This is a genomic window from Streptomyces sp. NPDC026092, from assembly GCF_040638605.1.
GTDB lineage: Bacteria > Actinomycetota > Actinomycetes > Streptomycetales > Streptomycetaceae > Streptomyces.
In genome coordinates this window covers 52888-77034 of sequence record NZ_JBEZYN010000025.1, presented here as the reverse complement: position 1 = coordinate 77034, position 24147 = coordinate 52888, and the positions used below count along the sequence as shown (strand labels likewise).

Below are 24147 nucleotides of genomic sequence, written 5' to 3'. Positions count from 1 at the left end.
GGTGGGAGGCCGGTAGAGGGTGGTCAGCGCAGGGAGGCGCCGGTCTCGTCGAGTTCGAGCTGGGGGCGGCCGGTGACGACCAGCCAGGCGGGCAGGGAGGCCAGGCAGAGCAGCGCGAGCATGGCCGGGGAGGAGGCGAGGACGGCGGCGACGAAGAGGCTCACCCAGCCCTGCCGGGTGGTCGCGAGCAGCACGCCGAGCACGGAGGAGGAGATGGCGACCGCCGGGTGGATCTCCGGGACCAGGGCCTGGGCCAGCATGCCGAAGGCGACGCCGATGAACACGGCGGGGAAGATCCGGCCGCCGACGAAGCCGCAGGAGGCGGCGACCAGCAGGGCGACGAGCTTGACCACCGCCATCTTGGCCAGTTCGCCGGAGGACCAGCCGCCGAGGTTCGCGACGAGCTCCTTCATCTGATCCAGGCCCTTGAAGAGCGTCAGATGCCCGCCCAGCGCGCCCAGCAGCCCGAGGACGAGACCGCCGGCCGGCAGCATCAGCATCGGGTGCTTCAGCCGCCGGAAGGCCCGGTGGACGTGGGGGAGGCCGTAGCAGCAGAGGAGGCCGAAGAGGGCGGCCAGGGTGGCGACGATCAGCGTGGCGAGCAGATCGGCCCAGCCCGGGTCGGTCAGCTGGGGCAGCGACAGGTCGAAGCTTGGGTGCGCGATCAGCGACGTGGTCAGGGCCCCCGTCCCGCCGGCGACGAGCGGCGCGAAGAGCCGGTCCCACAGCGACCCGGGGCCCGGCTGGTTGGCGAGGGCCTCGGAGATGACCAGGGCGGCGGCCACCGGGGTGCCGAAGAGGGCGCCGATGGTGGCGGCGGAGGCCAGCGCGACCCAGAAGGCGGCCGGCGAGGACGGCGCCGCCTTGCGCCCGAGCCAGTAGGCGAGCGCGATGTTCGCCGCGATGATCGGGTTCTCCGGGCCGAGGCTGACCCCGCCCGCCAGCGTGAGCGTGCCCGCGAGCAGCAGGCTCGGGACGACCGAGGGCGCCAGCGGGGCGCCCCCGAGACCGGTCTCGGACGGATCGGGGCCCGCGTGCCCGGGGACCTTCCAGATGACCAGGCCCACCGCGATGCCCGTCGCGGTGAGCATGACGATCATCCAGAGCGACGAGTAGCCGCCGATCCCGAGTGCGTCCGGAAGGGTGTTCCACAGAACGTGCTCGAACTCCTCGGAGACCCATTCGATCCCCAGGAAGAGCAGGCTCGACAACACGCCCACGACGAGGGCGGGCAGCACCTGCGGCAACAGGACACGGAGAGGCGTCTCGGGGACGTGGGGCGGGGGCCCGGACGACGGGGTATCGATGGCCACCGCCCCACCATAGGTGCACAAATGCCGCACAACACCCCGAGAATGGAGGGTGTCGCGCCCCGGAATCGGGCCTGTCGGACCTCACGCGCGCGGGGCGATCACCGCCGCCGTCCCGTAGGCGCAGACCTCCGTCCCCACGTCGGCCGCCTCCGTCACGTCGAAGCGGAACATCAGCACGGCGTTGGCACCGCGCGCCTTCGCCTGCTCCACCAGCCGCTCCATCGCCTGGTTGCGGGTCTCCACCAGGGTCTTCGTCAGACCCTTGAGCTCCCCGCCGATCATCGACTTCAGCCCCGCGCCGATCTGGCTGCCCAGATGCCGCGAGCGCACGGTCAGTCCGAAGACCTCGCCGATGATCTGCCGGACCTCGTAGCCGGGTACGTCGTTCGTGGTGACGACCAGCACATCCGGGTGCGGCCCCTGGCCGCCGCCGTACTCTTCGATGCCCATCCGCATCCACCTCCTGGCCACCAGCCTCGGACCGGCCGCCCGCCGTCGCATCCCGGGAACGCCCGGCGGGGGGCCCGTGGAACCCGGGCCGGTAAGAATGCGTTGATACTTTGGGGCAGCCGTCCCCCTCTCTCACACCGACCGCAGGAGCCCGGAACCCCGTGAATACGCTTGCCCTCGGACCGAGCTGGCTGGACCCGGACTATCTGATTCAGACCTTCGGTCTGATCGGCGTCCTCGTCATCGTCTTCGCCGAGTCCGGCCTGCTCATCGGGTTCTTCCTGCCCGGCGACTCGCTGCTCTTCACCACCGGCCTGCTGGTCACCACCGGCAAGCTGGACCAGCCGCTCTGGCTCGTCTGCACGCTCATCGTGGCCGCCGCGATCATCGGCGACCAGGTCGGTTATCTCTTCGGCCGCAAGGTCGGCCCCGCCCTCTTCAAGCGCCCCGACTCCAAGCTCTTCAAGCAGGAGAACGTGGAGAAGGCGCACGAGTTCTTCGAGAAGCACGGCCCGAAGTCGCTGATCCTGGCCCGCTTCGTCCCGATCGTGCGGACGTTCACGCCGATCATCGCCGGTGTCAGCCGGATGAACTACCGCTCGTTCATCACGTTCAACATCATCGGCGGCGTGCTCTGGGGCGCGGGCGTCACCATCCTCGGCGCCTCCCTCGGCAAGATCGACTTCGTGCACGAGCACATCGAGGCGATCCTCATCCTGATCGTCCTGATCTCCGTGGTCCCGATCGTGATCGAGTACCTTCGCGCCCGCTCGCAGTCGAAGAAGGCCAAGGCCGCCCAGGACGACGAGGACGGCCACGACGCCCCCGGCACCCCGAACCCGGGCCGCGGCCGCCACGCCAAGCGCTGAACCCCCCCGGGGCCCCAGGGCCCCGGGTCCGTAAGACAGGCAAGACCCGCAAGACCGCAGGCCGGCAAGACCCGCAAGGCCGGCAAGCCCCGCAAGACCCGTCAGAAGCCCCTGGTCCGCTTCGCCGCACGCCGTGCCGCCGCCGCGCGCGGGGCCTGCATGAAGAGGCGGGCCAGTTCGCTTCCCAGGTTCACGCCGATCGCGATCGCCAGGGCCAGGGCCGCCGCCTTCGCCAGGTTGGCGAAGCCCTGGTCCAGGTTGTTCTGGGCGATCGACAGCACCCCGAAGTACGTCGCCGAACCCGGCAGCAGCGGCCCGATCGCCGCCGTCACGTACGGCAGCGAGGACGTGTGGTGGTACCGGGCGATCAGCTGCCCGAAGAGACCCACCAGGCCCGCCGCCACCGCCGTCGCCATGACCGCCGAACCGCCCGCCGTCACCGCGATCGACGCGTAGACCACCCACGCCACCCCGCCGTTCAACGTCGCGAACACCACCGTCGCCCGCGACTGCTGCAACAGGATGGCGAACGTCGCGCACAGCACCATCGACGCCACGATCTGCACCACCGGACGCTCGACCAGACCCAGCGTCCCCTCCGGGTTCAGCTGCGCGTCGAACTGCACGGCCACGTACAGCACCGACAGCACACCCACCACGATCGCCACGAAGAAGTACCCGACCTCCAGGAGCCGGGCCGAGGCCGTGATGTAGAAGCCGGTCAGACCGTCCTGCACGGCCGCCACCAGCGCCCGCCCCGGGATCAGGGCGAACAGGCCACCCGTGATGACCGCCGAGGGCCGCAGATCCGCGTGCAGCAGCGTCAGCAGCACTCCCATCGCGGCCGGCGGCATCGCCGCCACCAGGAACTGGTAGAACTCCGGCAGCCCGCGCCCCGCGCACAGCCACGCCAGCCGGTCGCCGAGCACCGCGCCGAGCGCCGCCACGCAGAAGACCGTGAAGTCACCGCCGAGCAGTACCGAGGCCGCCCCCGCCAGGACACCCGCAGCCGTCGTCAGCACCCAGCCGGGGTACGGGTGCCGGTTGCGCCGGATCTCCGCGAGCCGCCGGTACGCCTCCTCCGGCGTGACGTCGTGCTCCTGCGTGTTGATGTCGGCGAGCAGCTGATAGACGGCGGCCAGCCGGGTGTAGTCCGTGCCGCGCCGCCGGACCGTCCGGTTCGCCGTGATCGGGTCGTCCACCAGCGACGGCTGGTACGTGATCGAGAGCAGCGTGAACGTCACCGTCGGCTCGCACCGGTCCAGGCCGTAGCTGCGGCAGATCGCGAACATCGCCGCCTCGACGTCCTCCGCGCCCTCACCGCCCGCGAGCAGCAGCTCGCCGATACGCAGGGTCAGGTCGAGCACACGGCCCACCGCGGGCCCGGGCTCGTCCTCCTTGGGCGCGGTCTCCGGCACCGGCCGGTCGCCCACCGGCAGTCGCAGCATCGTCCGCATCCGGTCCTGCCACGGCGCATCCGCCGGCAGCCGTACGAGCGGCATCCCATGGGCGGGCGTGAAGGCCTGCGGCGCCTGCTTCGCGGAGTACGTCGACGGGGGCGCGAACGCCGAGCCCTCCGGCTCGGCGGGCGGCTCCGGAGCCAGCCCCTTGGGAATGGCGAACTCGGAGGTCGGATGCTCCTCCTCCGCCACCACCAGCTGTTCCACCCCGGCGGGCGGGGTGAAGGCGCTGTGCGCCTCGTCCGACTGCGGTTTCCGGTCCTCCGGGCCGTCCGGCTCCGCCACTGTTATCGCCCTCACTCCGCGACGCACGATCAGCCCCAGTATGGGTGTGCGACGGGACGAATGTGCGACGGGCGGTGCACCAGCAGGTGCACCGCCCGTCACGGATGAATCAGGAACCCACTCAGTGGGCGCCGCCCTGCGCCTCGAGGCGCTTGTAGGAGGCCTCGATCTCGGCCTCGGCCTCGGCGCGGCCGACCCAGTCGGCGCCCTCGACCGACTTGCCCGGCTCCAGGTCCTTGTAGACCTCGAAGAAGTGCTGGATCTCCAGGCGGTCGAACTCCGACACGTGGTGGATGTCGCGCAGGTGCTCGACGCGCGGGTCCGAGGCGGGGACGCACAGCAGCTTGTCGTCGCCGCCGGCCTCGTCCGTCATGCGGAACATGCCGATGGCGCGGCACTTGATCAGGCAGCCGGGGAACGTGGGCTCGTCCAGGATGACGAGCGCGTCCAGCGGGTCGCCGTCCTCGCCGAGGGTGTTCTCGACGAAGCCGTAGTCGGCCGGGTAGCTGGTCGAGGTGAAGAGGCGACGGTCCAGGCGGATGCGACCCGTCTCGTGGTCGACCTCGTACTTGTTCCGCGACCCCTTCGGGATCTCGATGGTGACGTCGAACTCCACGGGTGGCTCCTCCTGAATCAACACATGTGAATGCCTGCGGCAACGCGCAGTGATTAAGTGTCCCTCACGCCTGTGTGTGATCGCGAAAGGGGCTGGTCAGCAATGCCGGAGCCGAGGACCTGGCAGCTCACGGCGTGCTCTGCCGTACTCGGTCTGGCCCTGGCCGCCGGAGCGGTGACCGCCGCCGGACCGTGGGACAACGGTCAGCGTAAGGCCGAGCGCGCCCGGGCGGCCGCCGCGACCCCGACAGGTGGCGCACATCACGCGCCGCCCGCCGCCCCGCGCCGCCCCGCCCCCGCCCCGAGCGCCCCCGGAGTGCTGCGCGCGCTCGGCACCCCCGGGACCGCCCACCAGGGTGACCTCGCGGCCGTCCTCGTCCCGCTCCTCGCCGACCCCGGCCTCGGGCCGCTGCGCACCGCCTCGGTCGTCGACGTCACCACCGGCAAGCAGCTGTACGGCGAGGGCGCCACCACGGCCATGACCCCGGCCTCCACCATCAAGATCGCCACCTCGGTCGCCGCGCTCTCCGCCCTCGGCCCCGACCACCGCATCCCGACGACCGTCGTCGCCGCCCCCGACGGCCGCACGGTCACCCTCGTCGGCGGCGGCGACCCCACCCTCGACCGCGCCCGCCTGAAGGCCCTCGCCGGCGACACCGCCCGCGCCCTGAAGGCCCGCGGCATCACCGCCGTACGCCTCACCTACGACACGAGCCGCTACCAGGGCCCCGCCCGGCACCCCATCGGCCCCAACGAGAACATCGCCCCCGTCAGCGCCCTCATGCTCGACGGCGGACGACTTGGGGGTACCTCCCAGGCCGAAGGCTCTGGGGGAGGCTCCGACAGCGGCCCCGCCCCGCGCAGCGCCGACCCCGCAGGAGACGCGGCCTCCGCCTTCGCCGAGCTCCTCACCGAGGCCGGTACGAAGGTCCACGGCGCCCCCGCCCCCGGCCGCGCCCCCAAGCCCGCCGAAGGCACCACGAGCGGCCCCCTGGCCCGTACCGAATCCGCCCCGCTCGCCGCCCTCGTCGAGCGCACCCTCACGAACAGCGACAACGACCTCGCCGAGGCCCTCGCCCGCCAGACGGCCCTCGCCCGCAAGCAGCCCGCGAGCTTCACCGGCGCCGGCAAGGCCGTCCAGGCCGAGCTCGCCGCCCTCGGCCTGCCCACCGCCGGCGCCCGCTTCGCCGACGGCAGCGGCCTCTCCCGCGACGACCGGCTCTCCGCGGCCCTGCTCACCGGCCTGCTCACCCGAGCGGCCGACCCCGCCCGCCCCGCGCTGCGCCCCGTCCTCACCGGCCTGCCCGTCGGCGGCTTCAGCGGCACCCTCAAGGGCCGCTTCGACACCGGCCCCGCCCTCGGCGGCGCCGGCCTCGTCCGCGCCAAGACCGGCACCCTCACGGGCGTCAACACGCTCGCCGGAACCGTCGTCACCGCCGACGGCCGCCTCCTCGCCTTCGCCTTCCTCGCCGGCCGCACCCCCTCCCCGTACCAGGCACAACCCGCCCTCGACCGGCTCTCGGCCGCGCTCGCGCCCCAAGCCGGACCCGTACCGAACCTGCCCTGATCGGGTCCGGAGAACGTACGGTTGACGCATGACGAGCATCGGTGGAGCCGAGATGGTCGACTGGAATCTCGCGGTCGCGACCGCGACCCGACTGGTGAAGCCGGGCCCCGAGGTGAGCCGCGAAGAGGCCCGCGAGGTCGTCGCGGAGCTCCGCAGGCACGCCAAGGCGTCCGAGGAACACGTACGGGCCTTCACCCGGATGATCCCCGAGGGCCACGAACCACGGGACACCCCCGTCCTCGTCGTGGACCGCGCCGGCTGGATCAAGGCCAACGTCGCCGGCTTCCGCGAACTGCTCTCCCCGCTCCTCGACAAGATGCAGGAACGCCGCTCGAACACCCCCGGCGGCACCATGCTCGGCGCGGTCGGCGGCAAGGTCACCGGCGTCGAACTCGGCATGCTCCTGTCGTTCCTCGCCTCCCGGATCCTCGGCCAGTACGAGACCTTCGCCCCCGCCACCCGCGAACTCCCGACCGGCGAGAACGGCGGCGGCCGCCTCCTGCTCGTCGCCCCGAACATCGTCCACGTCGAACGCGAACTCGCCGTCGACCCGCACGACTTCCGGCTCTGGGTCTGCCTCCACGAAGAGACCCACCGCACCCAGTTCACCGCCGTGCCCTGGCTGCGCGACCACCTCCAGGGCGAGATCCAGTCCTTCCTCGGCGCCACCGAGGTCGACCCCTCCACCGTCGTCGAACGCCTCCGCGAAGCCGCCCAGGCCCTCGCCGGCGGCCGCCCCGAGGGCGAGGAGGGCGAACCCTCCCCCTCCCTCGTCGAGATCGTCCAGACCCCCGAGCAGCGCGAGATCCTCGGCCGCCTCACCGCCGTGATGTCCCTCCTCGAAGGCCACGCCGACTACGTCATGGACGGCGTCGGCCCCCAGGTCGTCCCCTCCGTCGCCGAGATCCGCGAGAAGTTCCAGCAGCGCCGCGCCCGCGGCGCCTCCCGCCTCGACCTCGCCCTGCGCAAGCTCCTCGGCCTCGACGCCAAACTCCGCCAGTACCGCGACGGCGAGCGCTTCGTCCGCGCCGTCGTCGACGAGGTCGGCATGGACGGCTTCAACCGCGTCTGGACCTCCCCCAACACGCTCCCCACCAAGGCCGAGATCGCCAAACCGGCCGACTGGGTGGCGAGGGTGCACCGTAAGGCAGACTCCTGAGACGGGTGCGACGTACGACGGAAGAACACACCCCCAATCACCCATCCGAGGGACCGTAGACGGAGGGTGAGGCGTGCAATGCTCGGGTAACGGCCATGTTCTGTCACCATCGACGCACTCTGAGTGACCGAACCCCCTCTTCCGACCGTTAAGACTCCGACCGAGGCACCCCACTCCTTCACGAAGGGCACCGGACATGGGTCCCCATCCTGCGGTCGCGGCGATACGCCTGGCGGTCCGCCGCGTACTCCACGACGTCCTCACCGAGCACCAGACCGACCCCGCCGCGACAGCAGGCCGGCACCCCCTCGGCCCCTCCCCGGACCGACCCGCTCCGCTGGTCCTCGTCGCGTGCTCCGGAGGCGCCGACTCCATGGCGCTCGCCTCCGCACTCGCCTTCGAATCCCGCAAACTCGCCGTCCGCGCCGGCGGCATCACCGTCGACCACGGCCTCCAGGCCGGCTCCGCCCAGCGCGCCGCCGAGGTCGCCGGACGCATGGCCGCGCTCGGCCTCGACCCCGTCGAGACCGTCGCCGTCACCGTCGGCAGCGAAGGCGGCCCCGAAGCCGCCGCGCGCGACGCCCGCTACGCCGCCCTCGACGAGGCCGCCGAACGCCACGGCGCCACCGCCGTCCTGCTCGGCCACACCCGCGACGACCAGGCCGAGACCGTCCTCCTCGGACTCGCCCGCGGCTCCGGCATCCGCTCCCTGTCCGGCATGGCCGCCGTCTCCGGCGCCGCGGGACGCTACCGCCGCCCCTTCCTGGAGCTCGACCGGCAGACCGTCCGCAAGGCCTGCGTCGCCCAGGAACTCGCCGTCTGGGACGACCCCCACAACGCGGACCCCGCCTACACCCGCTCCCGGCTCCGCCACGAGGGCCTCCCCGCCCTCGAGAAGGCCCTCGGCAAGGGCGTCGTCGAAGCCCTCGCCCGTACGGCCCAGCTCTCCCGCGACGACGCCGACGCCCTCGACTCCTGGGCCGCCGACGCCGAAGCCGCCGTACGCGACGAGTCCGGCCGACTCGAATGCGCCAAACTCTTCGGACTCCCGCCCGCCGTCCGCCGCCGCATCCTGCGCCGCGCCATGATCGCCGAGGGCGCGCCCGCCGGTTCCCTCTTCGCCCGCCACATCGAAGAGGTCGACCGGCTCATCACCGGATGGCGTGGACAAGGCGCCATCAATCTGCCCGGCCGCGTCGAGGCACGGCGGCAGGGTGGCAGACTGGTCATTCGGCAAGGCTGACGCAAGCTGCAACGAAAGTGACCCGGGTGAACGAGAAGGACATGGGCACCGACCTCCAGTCGGTGCTCATCACCAAGGAAGAGATCGACGCGAAGCTGGCCGAGCTGGCCGCGAAGATCGACGCGGAGTACGCGGGCAAGGACCTGCTCCTCGTCGGTGTCCTCAAGGGCGCCGTGATGGTGATGGCGGATCTGGCGCGCGCGCTGTCCACCCCCGTCACCATGGACTGGATGGCCGTCTCCTCCTACGGCGCCGGCACCCAGTCCTCCGGCGTCGTCCGCATCCTCAAGGACCTCGACACCGACATCAAGGGCAAGCACGTCCTGATCGTCGAGGACATCATCGACTCCGGTCTGACGCTGTCCTGGCTGCTGTCGAACCTCGGCTCGCGCGAGCCGGCCTCCCTGGAGGTCTGCACCCTGCTGCGCAAGCCCGACGCCGCGAAGGTCGCGATCGACGTGAAGTGGATCGGCTTCGACATCCCCAACGAGTTCGTCGTCGGATACGGCCTCGACTACGCCGAGAAGTACCGCAACCTCCCCTTTGTCGGCACGCTCGCGCCGCACGTCTACGGGGGCTGACGCACGGGGAACCCGTACCGCTCTCCCGCCGTTGGAGCAAGGGAAGGCGGTCACGGGTCACCTGGCTGAGGTACCGTCCGAAGAACAGCTTTTTCTCATAGCAGCTCTCACAGCAGCATTTACCTACGGGCAGGAGGGACGGGGCGTTCTCGCTCCGTATGGATGGACGTGAAGCGATACTTCCGTGGGCCGGTCATGTGGATCGTGCTGGCCGTCCTCGCCGTGGTCGTGCTGATGCAGGTCGTCGGCTCGTCCGAGGGCTACAAGACGGTGGACACCAGCAAGGTCGTCCAGGCGATCAGTGACAAGCAGGCCGATCAGGTCAAGTTGACGACCGGTGACGAGCAGGTCATCAAGGTCGAACTCAAGAAGGACGCCGACAAGGACAAGTACGGCGGCAGCACCAAGATCCAGGCCAGCTACATCGGTGACCAGGGCGCCAACCTGACCACCACGCTCCAGGAGCAGTCCGCCGCCGGCGACCTCGACAAGGGCTACACCGTCTCCCCGGAGCGGCAGAGCCCCTTCCTGTCGGTGCTGCTCTCGCTGCTGCCCTTCGTTCTCATCGTGGTCGTCTTCCTGTTCCTGATGAATCAGATGCAGGGCGGCGGCTCCCGAGTCATGAACTTCGGGAAGTCCAAGGCCAAGCTGATCACCAAGGACACCCCGAAGACCACCTTCGCCGACGTGGCCGGTTCGGACGAGGCCGTCGAGGAGCTCCACGAGATCAAGGAGTTCCTCCAGGAGCCGGCGAAGTTCCAGGCCGTCGGCGCCAAGATTCCCAAGGGTGTGCTGCTCTACGGCCCGCCCGGAACGGGCAAGACGCTGCTCGCGCGCGCCGTGGCAGGCGAAGCGGGCGTCCCGTTCTACTCGATCTCCGGTTCCGACTTCGTCGAGATGTTCGTCGGTGTCGGTGCCTCCCGTGTCCGTGACCTCTTCGAGCAGGCCAAGGCGAACGCCCCGGCGATCGTCTTCGTCGACGAGATCGACGCGGTCGGCCGCCACCGCGGCGCCGGCCTCGGCGGCGGTCACGACGAGCGCGAGCAGACCCTCAACCAGCTGCTCGTCGAGATGGACGGCTTCGACGTGAAGGGCGGCGTCATCCTGATCGCCGCCACGAACCGGCCCGACATCCTCGACCCGGCCCTCCTGCGCCCCGGCCGCTTCGACCGCCAGATCGCGGTCGACCGTCCGGACATGCAGGGCCGTCTGGAGATCCTCAAGGTCCACCAGAAGGGCAAGCCGGTCGCCCCGGACGTCGACCTGGGCGCCGTCGCCCGCCGCACCCCCGGCTTCACGGGTGCCGATCTCTCCAACGTCCTGAACGAGGCGGCGCTCCTGACCGCCCGCTCGGACAAGAAGCTGATCGACAACCACTCGCTGGACGAGGCGATCGACCGCGTGGTCGCGGGCCCGCAGAAGCGGACCCGGATCATGTCGGACAAGGAGAAGAAGATCACCGCGTACCACGAGGGCGGTCACGCCCTGGTCGCGGCGGCCTCGCCGAACTCCGACCCGGTCCACAAGATCACGATCTTGTCCCGCGGCCGTGCCCTGGGCTACACGATGGTGCTCCCGGACGAGGACAAGTACTCGACCACCCGCAACGAGATGCTCGACCAGCTGGCGTACATGCTGGGCGGGCGCGCGGCGGAGGAGCTCGTCTTCCACGACCCCACCACGGGCGCGGCGAACGACATCGAGAAGGCCACGGCCACCGCTCGCGCGATGGTCACCCAGTACGGCATGACCGAGCGGCTCGGCGCGATCAAGTTCGGTGGCGACAACACCGAGCCGTTCCTCGGCCGTGAGATGGCGCACCAGCGCGACTACTCGGAAGAGGTCGCCGCGCTGGTCGACGAAGAGGTCAAGAAGCTCATCGAGACCGCGCACAACGAGGCGTGGGAGATCCTCGTCGAGAACCGTGACGTCCTCGACAACCTGGTCCTGCAGCTCCTGGAGAGGGAGACGCTGGGCAAGGAGGAGATCGCCGAGATCTTCGCGCCGATCGTCAAGCGCCCGGCCCGCCCGGCCTGGACGGGCTCGTCCCGCCGCACGCCGTCGACCCGTCCGCCGGTCCTCTCCCCCAAGGAGCTGGCCCTGACGAACGGCGCCAACGGCAGCGCACCGGTGGACACCACCAAGGCGATCGAGGTCGCCCCCGAGGAGGCCCCGGAGGCCTGACCTCCGCCCACCCGGAATGGAAGCCGCGCCCCCACAGGTTTTAGCCTGTGGGGGCGCGGCACATTTCGCGCCATGAGCCAGACGGAACGAGGCACAGATGACCGACCCGGTGACACTGGACGGCGAGGGCACGATCGGCGAGTTCGACGAGAAGCGCGCCGAGAACGCCGTACGAGAGCTCCTCATCGCGGTCGGCGAGGACCCGGACCGCGAGGGCCTGCGGGAGACGCCGGCGCGGGTGGCGCGGGCGTACCAGGAGATATTCGCGGGCCTGCGGCAGCAGCCGGAGGACGTCCTGACGACGACGTTCGACCTCGGGCACGACGAGATGGTGCTCGTGAAGGACATTGAGGTGTACTCGACATGTGAGCATCACCTCGTCCCGTTCAGGGGCGTGGCGCACGTCGGCTACATCCCCTCGACGTCCGGCAAGATCACCGGGCTGTCCAAGCTGGCCCGCCTGGTCGACGTCTACGCCCGCCGCCCGCAGGTCCAGGAGCGGCTGACCACGCAGGTCGCGGACTCGCTGATGGAGATCCTGGAGCCGCGCGGCGTCATCGTCGTCTTCGAGTGCGAGCACATGTGCATGTCCATGCGCGGCATCCGCAAGCCGGGCGCGAAGACCATCACCTCGGCCGTCCGCGGCCAGCTCCGCGACCCCGCGACCCGTAACGAGGCCATGAGCCTGATCATGGCGCGCTAGCACCGCTGCCGGTCCCGCCGGGGCAGTCCCGCCGGGAGCCGGTCGGAGTGCCCGGGAGGTGCGGGGCGTGTTTCCGGGCTTCTCAGGGGGCTTGATGCGCTCTGCCGGTGACTCCGGGGCTCAGGAGACCGGCGAGGCGCCCTTGCCGTTCGTGTCGTTCTCGTCTTCCGGGAGTTTGCAGACGTGCTCAAGGAAGAGGGCGGCGGCGATGACGGCGAAGCCGGCGAGGACCGAGAAGCCGGCGTAGATCGCCTGGTCGCGGCGGGACGGGATGTCCAGGGAGCCCAGGAGGAAGACGCCCGTGCCGCCGTACATGCCGGCGACCAGGGCGGCGACGAGGGCGCTCGCCTGGCCGAAGACCACGGCGCGGGCCGCCATCAGCGGCTCGACGCCCTTCGCGCCGGGGCGGCGCTCGCGCTGGGCCTTCAGGCGGGCGCGGATGGAGAGGGCCGTGGCCGTCAGGACGGCCGCGATCGACGCGAGGACGATCGGGGCCGCGAGCGGCACGCTCGGCAGGGTGCCGACCGCGTCCCAGAGGCGCGCGGCGCCCCAGGACAGGATTCCGGCCACGATGAACAGTCCGGCCAGAACCTTGAGCCGCAGTTGTTTCACCGGGTGTCCTTCGTGTCGTCTCGCGGGCGGTCTTCCACGAGCCTAACGACTACTCGGGCAGACGGAGTTCCAGGTCGGCGCGCGGCACGATTCCGTCGTGGCCGAGTGCCGTGAGGAGGTCCGCGACCGGGCCGAGTCCGGGCAGCCGGGCCTCGGGGTCCACGTCGTTCCAGGGGGCCAGGACGAAGGCGCGCTGGTGGGCGCGGGGGTGGGGCAGGGTGAGGACGGGGTCGTCGGAGACCACGTCGGCGTAGGCCACGATGTCGACGTCGATGGTGCGGGCGCCCCAGCGCTCCTCGCGGACCCGGTGGAAGGCCTCCTCGACGGCGTGCGCGCGCTCCAGGAGGGAGCTGGGCGGCAGGGTCGTCTTCACGAGGGCGACGGCGTTGAGGTACGAGGGCTGGGAGCCGGGCTCGACGCCCCAGGGCTCCGTCTCGTACACGGGGGAGACGGCCTTGACCCGGAGGCCCGGGGTGTCCTCCAGGGCGTCGACGGCGCCCTGGAGGGTCTCCAGGCGGTTGCCGAGGTTGGCGCCGAGGGCGATGACGGCCCACTTGGGGTTGGACAGGGTCACGTCGGCGGCGTCGACGGCCTCGACGACGGAGGCCGGTACGGGCTGCACGGTCGGGTCGCTGTGCGTGGCTTTCATACTCGGCTCCGGGTGATGGTGATGGTCACGTCGTCGAAGGGGACCGTGATCGGCGCGTCGGGCTTGTGGACGACGACCTCGACCTCCTGGACGCCGGCGTGCTTGAGGCACTGCTGGGCGATCCGCTCGGCGAGGGTCTCGATCAGGTCCACGGGCTCGCCCTGGACGACGTCGACGACTTCTTCGGCCACGACGCCGTAGTGGACGGTCTTCGTCAGGTCGTCGTCGGCGGCCGCGGGGCGGGTGTCCAGGCCGAGGACGAGGTCGACGATGAAGGTCTGGCCTTCCTCGCGTTCCTTGGGGAAGACGCCGTGGTGTCCTCGGGCCTTGAGGCCGCGCAGCGCGACACGATCCACGCGAATCACTCCTGCTGTCGTAGTTCTTGTGGCCACGCAGCCGGGTGCGGACGGCCGGGTGTCCAGCATCGAATCTACCTGCGGGCACCGACAGCGCTTGCCCATGGGGGTTCGGGCGGCGGCCACAGGGGACTGGATGCGGCCCCTACCCAGAGGGCCGGAATCCAATCCCCGGGCTCACCCGATCGGCCCCCGGATCCCGTCAGGCGCCCGGCTCCTCGTCCTCTTCGTCGTCCGATTCGGTGAGGACGGGGGAGCCGTGGTGGGACCAGATCTTCCAGCCCGCGAATGTGCGGCGGAACACATTGGTGGCGACCACGAGCTGGCCGACGAGGGGGCCGAGCTCGGCGCCGTCCTCGGCGGGTCCGCCGCTGAGGATGTTCTCGGTGCAGGTGACGACGGCCACGTCGCCGCCGAGGGAGATCTTGACGTCGGTGAGGAAGAACTGGATGTACTCGGTGTTCGCCATGATCAGGGCGTACGAGCGGAGGACCTCGCCGCGTCCGGAGAGCACGGGCCAGCCGGGGTGGACGCAGCTGATGGGGGTGGCGCCGTCGTCGAGCCAGAGCGCGGAGACCGCTTCGAAGTCGCCGATCTCCATCGCCTCGTAGAAGGCGGTGTTCGCGGCCTCGACCGCCGAGGTGTCGGTCTGGTGGGTCACCTGGCTCCTTCGACGGCCCTGGCGACGCGTACGGCGTCGGCGGTGGCCCTGACTTCGTGGACGCGGACGGCCCAGGCGCCCTCGTGGGCGGCGATGGCGGAGACGGCGGCGGTGGCGGCGTCCCGTTCGCGGGCGGGCGGTGGGGCGGCGCCCTCGTGGGCGGTCAGGACGTGGCCGAGGAACCGTTTGCGGGAGGCGGCGACGAGCAGGGGCCTGCCGAGGGCGCGCAGTTCGGGGAGGTGGGCGACGAGTGCCAGGTCGTGCGGGGCGAGCTTGGCGAAGCCGAGGCCGGGGTCGATGACGATCCGTTCGGGGGCGATGCCGCCGTCGACGACGGCGTCCATGCGCCGGCGCAGTTCGGTGACGACGTCGGTGACGACGTCGTCGTAGACGGCGAGGCTGTTCATCTCCTGGCTGAAGCCGCGCCAGTGCATGACGACGAAGGGGACCTCGGCGGCGGCGACGGCGGGGACCATGGCGGGGTCGGCGAGGCCGCCGCTGACGTCGTTGACAAGTGCGGCGCCCGCCTGGACGGCGGCGTGGGCGACGGAGGCGCGCATGGTGTCGACGGAGACGGTGACGCCTTCGGCGGCGAGGCCGCGGACGACGGGGACGACGCGGCGCAGTTCCTCGTCCTCGTCGACGCGGCTGGCGCCGGGGCGGGTGGACTCGCCGCCGACGTCGACGAGGTCCGCGCCTTCGGCGGCCAGGTCGAGTCCGTGCTTGACGGCGGCGGTGGTGTCGAACCAGCGGCCGCCGTCGGAGAAGGAGTCGGGGGTGACGTTGACGACGCCCATGACCGCGCAGCGGTCCCACTCCGGCAGGCCCAAGGCCGTGCCCCGGCCGATCGACGTACTCATATGCCCAGCGTAGGGCCCGCTCGGCCGCGCGGACCCTACGGGCCCGTGCGCGCGGCCCGTGCGGCTCACGGGGTCGTCATGCCGCGCGGCACTCGCGGTCGGCCTGCGGGGCGACGATGTGGGCGCAGGGGCGGGGTTCGGCGGCGGCCCTGCGGCGGGCGAACGGGCGGGGCAGCTGGAGGTTGACGAAGCCCTCGGCCTGCATGGCGGCGAAGCCGATGCGGGGCAGGTCGCGGCTCTTGCGGTAGACGACGAAGCGGGGTTCCCAGCGGGGCCGGAACTTGGCGTTGAACTTGTACAGGGACTCGATCTGGAACCAGCGGGAGAGGAAGACGAGCAGTCCGCGCCAGAGCCGGAGGACCGGTCCGGCGCCGATCTTCTCGCCGCGGGCGAGGGCGGCGCGGAACATGGCGAAGTTGAGGGAGACGCGTTCGATGCCGAGGCGGGGGGAGTCCTGGAGGGCGGCGACGATGAGGAGCTCGTTCATGCCGGGGTCGGCGGAGCGGTCGCGGCGCATGAGTTCCAGGGACATGCCGTCGGGGCCCCAGGGGACGAAGTGGATGATCGCCTTCAGGTCGCCGTAGGGGGAGGCGGTGCCGTCCTCGTCGGCCCACCCGTCTCCCGCCACCGCCCTGCCGGAGGCGCTTCGCGCCGCCCCTTCCCACTTGTGCGCGGTCGCTATGACGGCGTCGCCGTCGCCGGGGTCGCCGATGCGGCCGAGGGCCATGGAGAAGCCGCGCTCGGTGTCGGTGCCGCGCCAGTCGGCGGCGGCGCGGCGGACGCGGGCGAGTTCGCCGTCGCTGAGGTCGCGGACGCGCCGCACCTTGGTGGTGTAGCCGTTGCGCTCGATCCGCTTCACCATCTGGCGCACGTTACGCATGGCGCGCCCGGAGAGGGAGAAATCCGCGACGTCCACCACCGCCTCGTCGCCGAGTTCGAGGGCGTCGAGGCCGGTCTCGCGGGTCCATACCTCGCCGCCGGTCTCGGAGCAGCCCATGACGGCGGGGGTCCAGGAGTGGGCCTTGGCCTCGTCCATGAAGCGTTCGATGGCGCCGGGCCAGGCCTCGACGTCGCCGATGGGGTCGCCGCTGGCGAGCATGACGCCGGAGACGACGCGGTAGCAGACGGCGGCCTTGCCGCTGGGGGAGAAGACGACGCCCTTGTCGCGGCGGAGTGCGAAGTGGCCGAGGGAGTCGCGGCCGCCGTGCTTGGCGAGCAGGGCGCGCAGCCGGGTCTCGTCGTCCTCGGTGAGCCGGGCGGCGGGGTGCTCGGGGCGGAAGGCGAGGTAGATGGTGGTGAGGGCGGTGAGCATGCCGAGGGCGCCGAGGGAGTAGCCGACGGTCCAGTCGACGCCGCGGCCGTAGCCGACGGGGCCTTCGAAGCCGAAGAGTCCGTACAGGACGTGTTCGAGGCGGTCGGTGAGGCTGGGGTTGCCGACGACGACGCGCGGGTGGGCGCTGACGATGACCAGGCCGAGGAGGATCGAGCCGGCGCCCATGAGGACGAAGTTGGCGAGCGCCTTCCAGCGGCTGCGGGGGTCGGGCAGGGCGGCGAACTGGTCCCGGTGGCGTACGAGCAGGGCAAGGAGCGCGAGGGAGAGCAGGGCGCCGAGGACGGAGTGGCGCCAGACGAACTGGGCGACGGCGCCGAGTGGCAGCAGGACGACGACGGCCCGCCAGGCGCGGCGCTTGTGGCGCTTGAGGCCGTGGGCGAGGAGCAGGAGGAGGACGCCGACGCTGAGGGAGAGGGCCGCGGAGAGCGGTCCGAGCGTGCCGGGCAGGACCTCGGCGAGGGCGTGCATCCGGCTGGCCCGGAAGCGGGGGAAGACGCCCGCCGCGATGTCGATCAGGCCGACGAGGGTGCAGGCCGTTCCGACGAGGGAGGGCACCTTCTCGGGGCGTGGTCCGCGCAGAATCCGGCGCACCCGAACCGGAACCAATCCTGACTTGTCCCCATCTACCGTGACAGACATCGCTTCCCGTGCTTCCCGTAGCTCCGCGAAAGATTCGTTCTCCGGCGGCCACGCGGTGGTCAGGGGCGGGCCGGGTCCGGAGGTTTTGCGCCTTCTAGGACGGCTTCGCGGGGGAGCGGGTTCATTCACACGTACAGGAAATTCTCAGGAAGAAGGCTCGGGCGTCTCATGGGTCTCACCAGCAACAAGGTCCTGGTGCTTGCGGTCGCGCTGGCGGTGGTGTTCTTCGTGGCCACGGTCTGGCTGTGGCCGCGCCTCGCCCGGGGTGGCGTCCGGGCCGTCCTCGGCCGGATCGGGCTGCTGCTCGTGACCCAGCTCGCGCTGTTCGCCTCGGTGGGTCTCGCGGCGAACAACTCGTTCCTCTTCTACGGGTCGTGGGCCGATCTCTTCGGCCAGGAGCAGGACATGGGGGTGGTCGTCGACCACTCGGCGGCCTCCAAGGACCTCAAGGTCGTCGGTACGCAGGCGCTGGACGTGCCGGGCGGCTCCAAGCCCTCGGTCGGCGGGCAGATACAGAAGGTCGTGGTCGCGGGCGAGAAGTCGGGCATCAGCTCGCCGGCGTACGTGTACCTGCCGCCGGAGTACTTCCAGAAGGGGTACGAGAAGGCCACGTTCCCGGCCTCCGTGGTGCTCACGGGCTACCCGGGCACGGCGGAGAACCTGCTCAAGGGGCTGAAGTACCCGAAGACCGCCTTCCTCCAGGCCAAGGAGAAGAAGATGCGGCCGATGATCCTGGTGATGCTGCGGCCGACGGTGGCGCCCCCGAGGGACACCGAGTGCGTGGACATCCCGGGCGGTCCGCAGACCGAGACCTTCTTCGCGCAGGACCTGCCGAAGGCCGTCTCGGAGACGTACCGGGTGGGTACGAAGGCGCGGAACTGGGGGTTCATGGGGAACTCCACGGGCGGCTACTGCGCGCTGAAGATCGCGCTGCACCACCCGGACAGGTTCGCGGCGGGCGCCGGGTTCTCGGCGTACTACCAGGCGGCCGAGGACGTCACGACGGGCGATCTCTTCCACCGTGACGACAGGGCGCGCAAGCGGGCGAACCTGCTGTGGAGCCTGGACCACCTGCCGCAGGGCAACTCGTCGTTCCTGGTGACGACGTCCAAGCAGGGCGAGGGAAACCTGCGGGGGACCCGGGACTTCATCAAGAAGGTCAAGGCCCCCGCGCGGGTCTCCTCGATCACGCTGGACAGCGGCGGCCACAACTTCAACACCTGGAACCGGGAGATCCCGCCGGGCCTGGTGTGGATGAGCGGGCGGCTCAGCGCGAACTGAGCGTCTTGGCCGGTGCCTGTGCGGGGTCCGATGCCGGTTCCGGGGAGGCCGCGCGCAGGGCGCGGTGGACGGCGGCCGGGGTGAGCACGCCCGCGTACCGGCCGCCTTCGGCGGGGTCGGTGACGGGCAGCCAGCCGGTGTCGTTCTGCAGCAGCGCGGCCAGTGCCTCCCGGAGGGAGGCGCCGAGCGGCACCGGCTCCGGGGCCGGGCGGGTGCGGCCGGGCTCGTCCGCGGCGACCCAGCCCTCGACGCGGCCGTCCGCGTCGAGGACGACGGACCAGGGGGCGTTGGAGGCGGCGGCGTCCGCGCTCGGTGTCGGCTCGCCCGCGCGCAGGACGGGGACGTCCTCCAGGGCGCCGGCGTCCACGGCGGTGACCGAGAGCCGCTTGAGGCCGCGGTCCGCGCCGACGAAGTCGGCGACGTAGGGGGTGGCGGGTGCGCCGAGGACCCGGGCCGGGGTGTCGAACTGCTCGATGGTGCCCTGGCCGTATACGGCGATGCGGTCGCCGAGGCGGACGGCCTCCTCCAGGTCGTGGGTCACGAGCAGCACGGTCTTGCGGACCTGCGACTGGAGGCGGAGGAACTCGTTCTGGAGGTGCTCGCGGACCACGGGGTCGACCGCGCCGAAGGGCTCGTCCATCAGGAGGACGGGCGGGTCGGCGGCGAGCGCGCGGGCCACGCCGACGCGCTGGCGCTGTCCGCCGGAGAGCTGCTCGGGGTAGCGGTTGCCGTACGTCTTCGGGTCGAGGCCGACCAGGTCGAGGAGTTCGGCGGCGCGGGCGCGGGCCCTGGCGCGCGGGGCGCCGAGCAGGTGCGGGACGGTCGCGGTGTTGTCGAGGACCGTGCGGTGCGGGAAGAGGCCGACCTGCTGGATGACGTATCCGATGCGGCGGCGCAGTTGGACGGGGTCGATCGCGGATATGTCCTCGCCGGCGAGGAGGACGCGGCCCTCGGTCGGCTCGATGAGCCGGTTCACCATCTTCATCGTGGTGGTCTTGCCGCAGCCGGACGGGCCGACGAGCGTCACCAGTTCACCCTCGGCGACCTCGAAGGAGAGGTCGTCGACGGCGGTCGTGCCGTCCGCGTACCGCTTGGTCACATGCTCGAACCGGATCATGTTCCCCATTCTGACGCCTGAGTGACGGGTGCGTGTGAAGGGCGTGTTGCCGGAATGTGGCGGTCCTCGGCGATTGTCGGTGCCGGGGGATAGGGTCGGTCAGACATACGTTCGGCAACGGCGAGTGACCGGGGGGAGGGTACATGAGCGCGGCGAATTGTCTGGTGACGAACGACTGGATCTGCGGGGAGTATCTGCGCACCCGCAGCCAGGAATTGACCGACGCGCTGCTCCAGCACGTGGGCATCACGGCCGTGTCCGTCCTCATCGGTATCGCCGTCGCCTTTCCGCTGGCGCTGCTCGTCCGGGCCCGGCCGCGGTTCGCCGGACCGGTGCTCGGTCTGACGACGCTGCTGTACACGGTTCCTTCGCTGGCGATGTTCTCGCTGCTGCTGCCGTTCTTCGGGCTCTCCGCCGCGCTGGTGGTGACGGGCCTCGTGCTGTACTCCCTGACGATTCTCGTACGGAACATGGTGGCGGGCCTGGACGCGGTGCCGGCCGAGGCGCGGGAGGCCGCGCGCGGCATGGGGTACGGCTCGGGGCGGCTGCTCTGGGAGGTCGAGCTGCCGCTGGCGCTGCCCGCGTTGATGGCCGGTATACGCATGGCGACGGTCTCCACGATCGCGCTCACGACGGTCGGCTCGATCGTCGGGCGGGGTGGCCTCGGCAACCTCATCGAGGACGCGCTGCCGACGTTTTTCAAGGCGCAGGTGCTCGCGGCCTCGGTGCTGTGCGTCCTGCTCGCGGTGGTCGCGGACCTGCTGCTCCTCGGCGTGCAGCGGCTGCTGACCCCGTGGACCCGCATACGCACGGCGCCGGGGGGCGAGTGAGCGGTGGGGATCGTGGCGGACGCCTGGAGCTGGCTGACGACCGGCGCCAACTGGGCGGGCGACGGCGGGGTGTGGCACCGCCTCGGTGAGCACGTGTACGTCAGCGGGGTCGCGCTGCTGCTCGCCTGCGCGATCGCGCTGCCGCTCGGGCTCTGGCTCGGCCACATCGGCCGGGGCGGCGCGCTCGCCGTGAACATCTCCAACGTGGGGCGGGCGATCCCCGTCTTCGCGGTCCTGGCCCTCTTCATGGTGTCGCCGCTGCGCAACGCGGGGTACGTGCCCACGGTGATCGCCCTGGTGCTCTTCGCGGTGCCGCCGCTGCTCACCAACGCGTACGTCGGGATGCGGGAGGTGGACCGGGCGGTCGTGGAGGCCGCGCGGGGGATGGGCATGTCGGGCGGACAGGTCTTCCGGAAGGTCGAACTGCCGCTCGCCCGGCCGCTGGTCATGACGGGGCTGCGGTCGGCCGCCGTGCAGGTCGTCGCCACTGCGACGATCGCGGCCATGGTCGGCCAGGGGGGCCTGGGCCGGATCATCACCGCCGGTTTCAACACCTACAACACCCCGCAGGTGGTCGCGGGCGCCCTGCTCGTGGCGCTGCTCGCCCTCGTCGTGGAGGCCGCCCTGGTGGGCGCGGACCGCCTCCTTGCCCGACGCGCCTGAACGCCGTATTGCCCGGCTTGGAACGAACCGCTTGTGACACGGAACGAACGACGACTAGGAGTGATCTCGTGAGCAGGACCTCGCGCATCGCGGGTGCGGTACTGGGTACGGCGGCGCTGACCGTCTCGCTCGTCGCGTGCGGCGGCGACAGCCTGGAGCAGGGGAAGGCCGGCGGCAGCGGCGGCACGTCCGGCGCCGGCAAGAAGGGCTCCCTCGTCGTGGGCGCGGCCGCGTTCACCGAGTCCAAGGTCCTCGCGGAGCTCTACGCGCAGGTGCTGAAGGACGCCGGATACGACGCGACCATCACCACCGTCAAGAACCGCGAGCTGTACGAACCCTCCCTGGAGAAGGGCGAGATCGACGTCGTACCGGAATACGCGGCGACGATCGCGGAATTCCTCAATGCGAAGGCGAACGGCCCCAAGGCGCCCGAGGAGAAGCCGGTCGCGTCCGGCGACGCGGCCGCCACGGTGGAGGCGCTGAAGAAGCTCGCGGAGCCGCGCGGCCTGAAGGTCCTCGCGGTCGGCGAGGCCGTCGACCAGAACGCCTTCGCGGTCTCGAAGGAATTCGCCGAGAAGAACAAGCTGAAGACGCTTTCCGACCTGGGCGCGTCCAAGCTGAAGGTGAAGATCGCGGCCGGTGACGAATGCGAGATACGGCCGTTCTGCGCGCCCGGCCTGAAGAAGACCTACGGCATCGACGTGACCGGGATCGACCCCAAGGGAGTCGGCACCCCGCAGGCCAAGCAGGCCGTCAAGGACGGCGTGGACCAGCTGGTGCTGACCACCACGACGGACGCCACCATCGAGTCCTTCGGCCTTGTCTTCCTCGACGACGACAAGAAGCTCCAGAACGCCGACAATGTGCTGCCGGTGGTCAATGCGAAGGACGCCGGATCGCCCGAGATCGCGGCCGCTCTCGACAAGATCACAAAGGTCCTCACCACCGCCGATCTCGCCGAACTGAACCGCAAGGTCGACGCCGAGCGCGCGAAGCCCGAGGACGTGGCGAAGACCTATCTGGAGTCGAAGGGCCTGGTCAAGAAGTAAGGCTCGGGGGAGGGGAGTCGGCCCGGTACCGACCGGGACTCGGTCACGACGGCGAGAAGTGGCCAAGAGATTGCCGGGCCGACACCCCATACCGCGCCTACGCACGGTAAATTTCAGGCCATGCCACGTGGACGCCACCGCCATTCACCTCCCCTCCACAAGCTTCTGCCGCCCTCAGCGGTCGCCGGAGCGTCGGTCGTCTGTGCCGCGGGCGCCTGGCTGCTCGCCGATCCCGTGGCGCTGCGGCTGCTCGTGGCCGCCGCGGCCGCCGCGGCGATCACCGGTGGCGTCATCATGCGCAGTTGGGACCGGAGCGCCGGCCGGCAGGTCGCGGAGCTCACCCGGGCCCGTACGGCGGACCAGTGGAAGACCGAGGAGCGGATAGCCGAGCTCGAGGCCGACCTGGAGGAGTCGCGCGAGCTGCGGGCCAAGCTCGACGCCAAGCTGCGCGCCAAGCGGGTCGAACTCGCCGGACTGCGCGGCGAACACGCGGCGCTGCTGCGCCGGTACGCCACCGCCGAGACCGAGCGGGCCAGCGCCCTCGAAGGCCGCAGGCAGCTCGCCCTGGAGTCGTCCGGCCCGGCCAAGGAGCTGCCGGCCGCCGGATCCACGCCCACCCCGGCCGCCTACCGCCAGGCCGCCGACGCCCTGCGCAACCTCGCGCGCAACGCCGCCGCCCAAGAGGCCCGCCGTACGGCCGAGGCCGCCCGCAGCCGCGATCTCGCCGAGCGCGCCCGTGAGACGGAGGAGCCGCAGGGGAAGCACGCGGCGGCCGCCGGGAGCGAGCAGCACGCTCGACCGTCGTCCGCCGTCGTACCCGCCCCCTCGACGGCCCTCGCGGCCGTTCCCTCCGCCGTTCCCGCGGTACGCGCCGTCCCGGCCGCCTCCGCGATCGTCCCGTACGCCACGCGCCGTGTGGCCCGCCCCGAGGGCGGCTTCGACTTCTTCGGCACGCAGGGCGCACAGAAGACGGCCGCCGCCATCGAGGCCGTGCAGGACGCCGACCTGGCCGACGTGGTGGGCGAGGAGGTCCTCGCGACCGTCGTGCGCCGCACCCCGGAACAGCGGGCGATCGGCAAGGTCATCGACCTGACCGCGCACGACGAGACCGAGCAGCTCGACGTGACGGAGCTGCGCGGAGTGGTCGGCTCTTGACGATCGGGGCGCCGACGGCGCTCGCCGCGGAGGACGTGGCCGCGCGCCGCGACGAGTGGATCGCCCTGTGCGCGCAGGCCTTCTGCGGCCCGCCCTGGCACGAACCGCCGCGCGGGGCGCTGCGCACGGTCGAGCGGCTGCTCGGCAAGACGGCGGAGCGGCAGCCCGGTTTCCGCTGCGTCGCCTCGTACGACGCCGAGGGCGCCGTGACCGGCTTCGCCGCCGGGTGGCTCGACACCGCGCTCACGGGCGGCGCGGAGGAGGCCTTCGAACTCGCCGAGCTCGTCGTCGCCCCCGCCCACCAGGGCCGCGGCCTCGGCCGCGCACTGCACGACGCCCTCCTCGCGGAGGCCCCCGCGTCCCACCCCCGCCTGCTGATGACGCTCGACGTGCCCGAACTGCGTGACCGCTACGAACGCTGGGGCTGGACCGTGGTGGAGCGGGTGCGCCCGGAGAACGACGGCAGGGACTTCGTGCTGATGGGCAAGGGGAACTGAGGCAAGGGGACCTGAG

Annotated in this window: 24 protein-coding genes; 13 read left to right on the top strand and 11 right to left on the bottom strand. The window is 71.4% G+C overall.

The features are described from left to right. Positions 1–23: 23 nt before the first annotated feature. Positions 24–1313, bottom strand: coding sequence for an ion channel protein (locus AB0F56_RS31330; RefSeq protein ID WP_362015777.1), 1290 nt, complete (start codon positions 1311–1313; stop codon positions 24–26). A gap of 81 nt (positions 1314–1394) precedes the next feature. Beyond that, positions 1395–1763, bottom strand: coding sequence for a YbjQ family protein (locus AB0F56_RS31325; RefSeq protein ID WP_362015774.1), 369 nt, complete (start codon positions 1761–1763; stop codon positions 1395–1397). 161 nt (positions 1764–1924) lie between these two features. Between AB0F56_RS31325 and AB0F56_RS31320 the strand changes: the two genes are divergently transcribed. Next, positions 1925–2632, top strand: a complete 708-nt coding sequence (locus AB0F56_RS31320; RefSeq protein ID WP_362015772.1) for a VTT domain-containing protein — start codon at positions 1925–1927, stop codon at positions 2630–2632. 101 nt (positions 2633–2733) lie between these two features. Here the strand turns inward: AB0F56_RS31320 and AB0F56_RS31315 are convergent, their stop codons facing one another. Both AB0F56_RS31315 and AB0F56_RS31310 read right to left on the bottom strand, forming a co-directional pair. Further along, the gene (locus tag AB0F56_RS31315) at positions 2734–4377 is read right to left on the bottom strand and encodes a threonine/serine exporter family protein (protein WP_362015769.1); all 1644 of its coding nucleotides are present in this window, start codon (positions 4375–4377) and stop codon (positions 2734–2736) included. 121 nt (positions 4378–4498) lie between these two features. Further along, the gene (locus tag AB0F56_RS31310) at positions 4499–4993 is read right to left on the bottom strand and encodes an inorganic diphosphatase (RefSeq protein ID WP_003968257.1); all 495 of its coding nucleotides are present in this window, start codon (positions 4991–4993) and stop codon (positions 4499–4501) included. Between the two features lie 102 nt (positions 4994–5095). On the opposite strand from AB0F56_RS31310, the gene dacB reads away from it, so the two are divergent. From dacB to folE, 6 genes are all read left to right on the top strand, one after another. Next, positions 5096–6559 carry a D-alanyl-D-alanine carboxypeptidase/D-alanyl-D-alanine-endopeptidase gene (dacB, locus tag AB0F56_RS31305; RefSeq protein ID WP_362015767.1) on the top strand — a complete coding sequence of 488 codons (1464 nt, stop codon included), beginning with the start codon at positions 5096–5098 and terminating at the stop codon, positions 6557–6559. A gap of 28 nt (positions 6560–6587) precedes the next feature. Next, positions 6588–7718 carry a zinc-dependent metalloprotease gene (locus AB0F56_RS31300; RefSeq protein ID WP_362015765.1) on the top strand — a complete coding sequence of 377 codons (1131 nt, stop codon included), beginning with the start codon at positions 6588–6590 and terminating at the stop codon, positions 7716–7718. Between the two features lie 196 nt (positions 7719–7914). Next, positions 7915–8961: a tRNA lysidine(34) synthetase TilS gene (gene tilS, locus AB0F56_RS31295; protein WP_362015763.1), complete on the top strand. Its 1047-nt coding sequence runs from the start codon at positions 7915–7917 to the stop codon at positions 8959–8961. 41 nt (positions 8962–9002) lie between these two features. After that, positions 9003–9542, top strand: coding sequence for a hypoxanthine phosphoribosyltransferase (hpt, locus tag AB0F56_RS31290; RefSeq protein WP_362015860.1), 540 nt, complete (start codon positions 9003–9005; stop codon positions 9540–9542). A gap of 162 nt (positions 9543–9704) precedes the next feature. Further along, entirely contained in the window at positions 9705–11726 is a 2022-nt protein-coding gene (gene ftsH / locus AB0F56_RS31285; RefSeq protein WP_362015761.1) for an ATP-dependent zinc metalloprotease FtsH, read from the top strand. Between the two features lie 97 nt (positions 11727–11823). After that, a complete protein-coding gene (gene folE / locus AB0F56_RS31280) occupies positions 11824–12429 on the top strand; it encodes a GTP cyclohydrolase I FolE (protein WP_362015758.1) in 606 nt (201 codons plus the stop codon). Between the two features lie 120 nt (positions 12430–12549). On the opposite strand, the gene AB0F56_RS31275 is transcribed toward folE, so the two are convergent. The 6 genes from AB0F56_RS31275 to AB0F56_RS31250 all read right to left on the bottom strand — a co-directional run bounded on the left by AB0F56_RS31275 (position 12550) and on the right by AB0F56_RS31250 (position 17539). Next, positions 12550–13041 carry a DUF3180 domain-containing protein gene (locus AB0F56_RS31275; RefSeq protein WP_362015757.1) on the bottom strand — a complete coding sequence of 164 codons (492 nt, stop codon included), beginning with the start codon at positions 13039–13041 and terminating at the stop codon, positions 12550–12552. A gap of 49 nt (positions 13042–13090) precedes the next feature. Beyond that, positions 13091–13690, bottom strand: a complete 600-nt coding sequence (gene folK / locus AB0F56_RS31270; RefSeq protein ID WP_362015755.1) for a 2-amino-4-hydroxy-6-hydroxymethyldihydropteridine diphosphokinase — start codon at positions 13688–13690, stop codon at positions 13091–13093. Continuing rightward, entirely contained in the window at positions 13687–14046 is a 360-nt protein-coding gene (gene folB, locus AB0F56_RS31265; RefSeq protein ID WP_158988273.1) for a dihydroneopterin aldolase, read from the bottom strand. Before folB ends, folK begins: the two co-directional genes overlap by 4 nt. Before the next feature lie 202 nt (positions 14047–14248). Next, positions 14249–14707 carry a nuclear transport factor 2 family protein gene (locus tag AB0F56_RS31260; RefSeq protein WP_362015752.1) on the bottom strand — a complete coding sequence of 153 codons (459 nt, stop codon included), beginning with the start codon at positions 14705–14707 and terminating at the stop codon, positions 14249–14251. Further along, entirely contained in the window at positions 14704–15567 is an 864-nt protein-coding gene (folP, locus tag AB0F56_RS31255) for a dihydropteroate synthase (protein ID WP_362015749.1), read from the bottom strand. Before folP ends, AB0F56_RS31260 begins: the two co-directional genes overlap by 4 nt. A gap of 76 nt (positions 15568–15643) precedes the next feature. Next, complete coding sequence (locus AB0F56_RS31250; protein WP_362015747.1) at positions 15644–17539, bottom strand: phosphatidylglycerol lysyltransferase domain-containing protein; 1896 nt, start codon at positions 17537–17539, stop codon at positions 15644–15646. A gap of 168 nt (positions 17540–17707) precedes the next feature. On the opposite strand from AB0F56_RS31250, the gene AB0F56_RS31245 reads away from it, so the two are divergent. Next, positions 17708–18820 carry an alpha/beta hydrolase-fold protein gene (locus AB0F56_RS31245; RefSeq protein ID WP_362015744.1) on the top strand — a complete coding sequence of 371 codons (1113 nt, stop codon included), beginning with the start codon at positions 17708–17710 and terminating at the stop codon, positions 18818–18820. Here the strand turns inward: AB0F56_RS31245 and AB0F56_RS31240 are convergent. After that, a complete protein-coding gene (locus AB0F56_RS31240) occupies positions 18807–19937 on the bottom strand; it encodes an ATP-binding cassette domain-containing protein (protein ID WP_362015742.1) in 1131 nt (376 codons plus the stop codon). The two genes, AB0F56_RS31245 and AB0F56_RS31240, sit on opposite strands and share 14 nt — an antisense overlap. A gap of 143 nt (positions 19938–20080) precedes the next feature. On the opposite strand from AB0F56_RS31240, the gene AB0F56_RS31235 reads away from it, so the two are divergent. The 5 genes from AB0F56_RS31235 to AB0F56_RS31215 all read left to right on the top strand — a co-directional run bounded on the left by AB0F56_RS31235 (position 20081) and on the right by AB0F56_RS31215 (position 24131). Further along, a complete protein-coding gene (locus tag AB0F56_RS31235; RefSeq protein WP_362015739.1) occupies positions 20081–20767 on the top strand; it encodes an ABC transporter permease in 687 nt (228 codons plus the stop codon). A gap of 3 nt (positions 20768–20770) precedes the next feature. After that, positions 20771–21430, top strand: a complete 660-nt coding sequence (locus tag AB0F56_RS31230) for an ABC transporter permease (RefSeq protein ID WP_362015737.1) — start codon at positions 20771–20773, stop codon at positions 21428–21430. Positions 21431–21498: 68 nt separating this feature from the next. Continuing rightward, positions 21499–22479: an ABC transporter substrate-binding protein gene (locus AB0F56_RS31225; RefSeq protein ID WP_362015735.1), complete on the top strand. Its 981-nt coding sequence runs from the start codon at positions 21499–21501 to the stop codon at positions 22477–22479. 120 nt (positions 22480–22599) lie between these two features. Continuing rightward, positions 22600–23634 carry a hypothetical protein gene (locus AB0F56_RS31220; RefSeq protein WP_362015733.1) on the top strand — a complete coding sequence of 345 codons (1035 nt, stop codon included), beginning with the start codon at positions 22600–22602 and terminating at the stop codon, positions 23632–23634. Beyond that, entirely contained in the window at positions 23631–24131 is a 501-nt protein-coding gene (locus AB0F56_RS31215) for a GNAT family N-acetyltransferase (protein ID WP_362015730.1), read from the top strand. The genes AB0F56_RS31220 and AB0F56_RS31215 overlap by 4 nt, the downstream gene beginning before the upstream one ends. Positions 24132–24147: the final 16 nt, after the last annotated feature.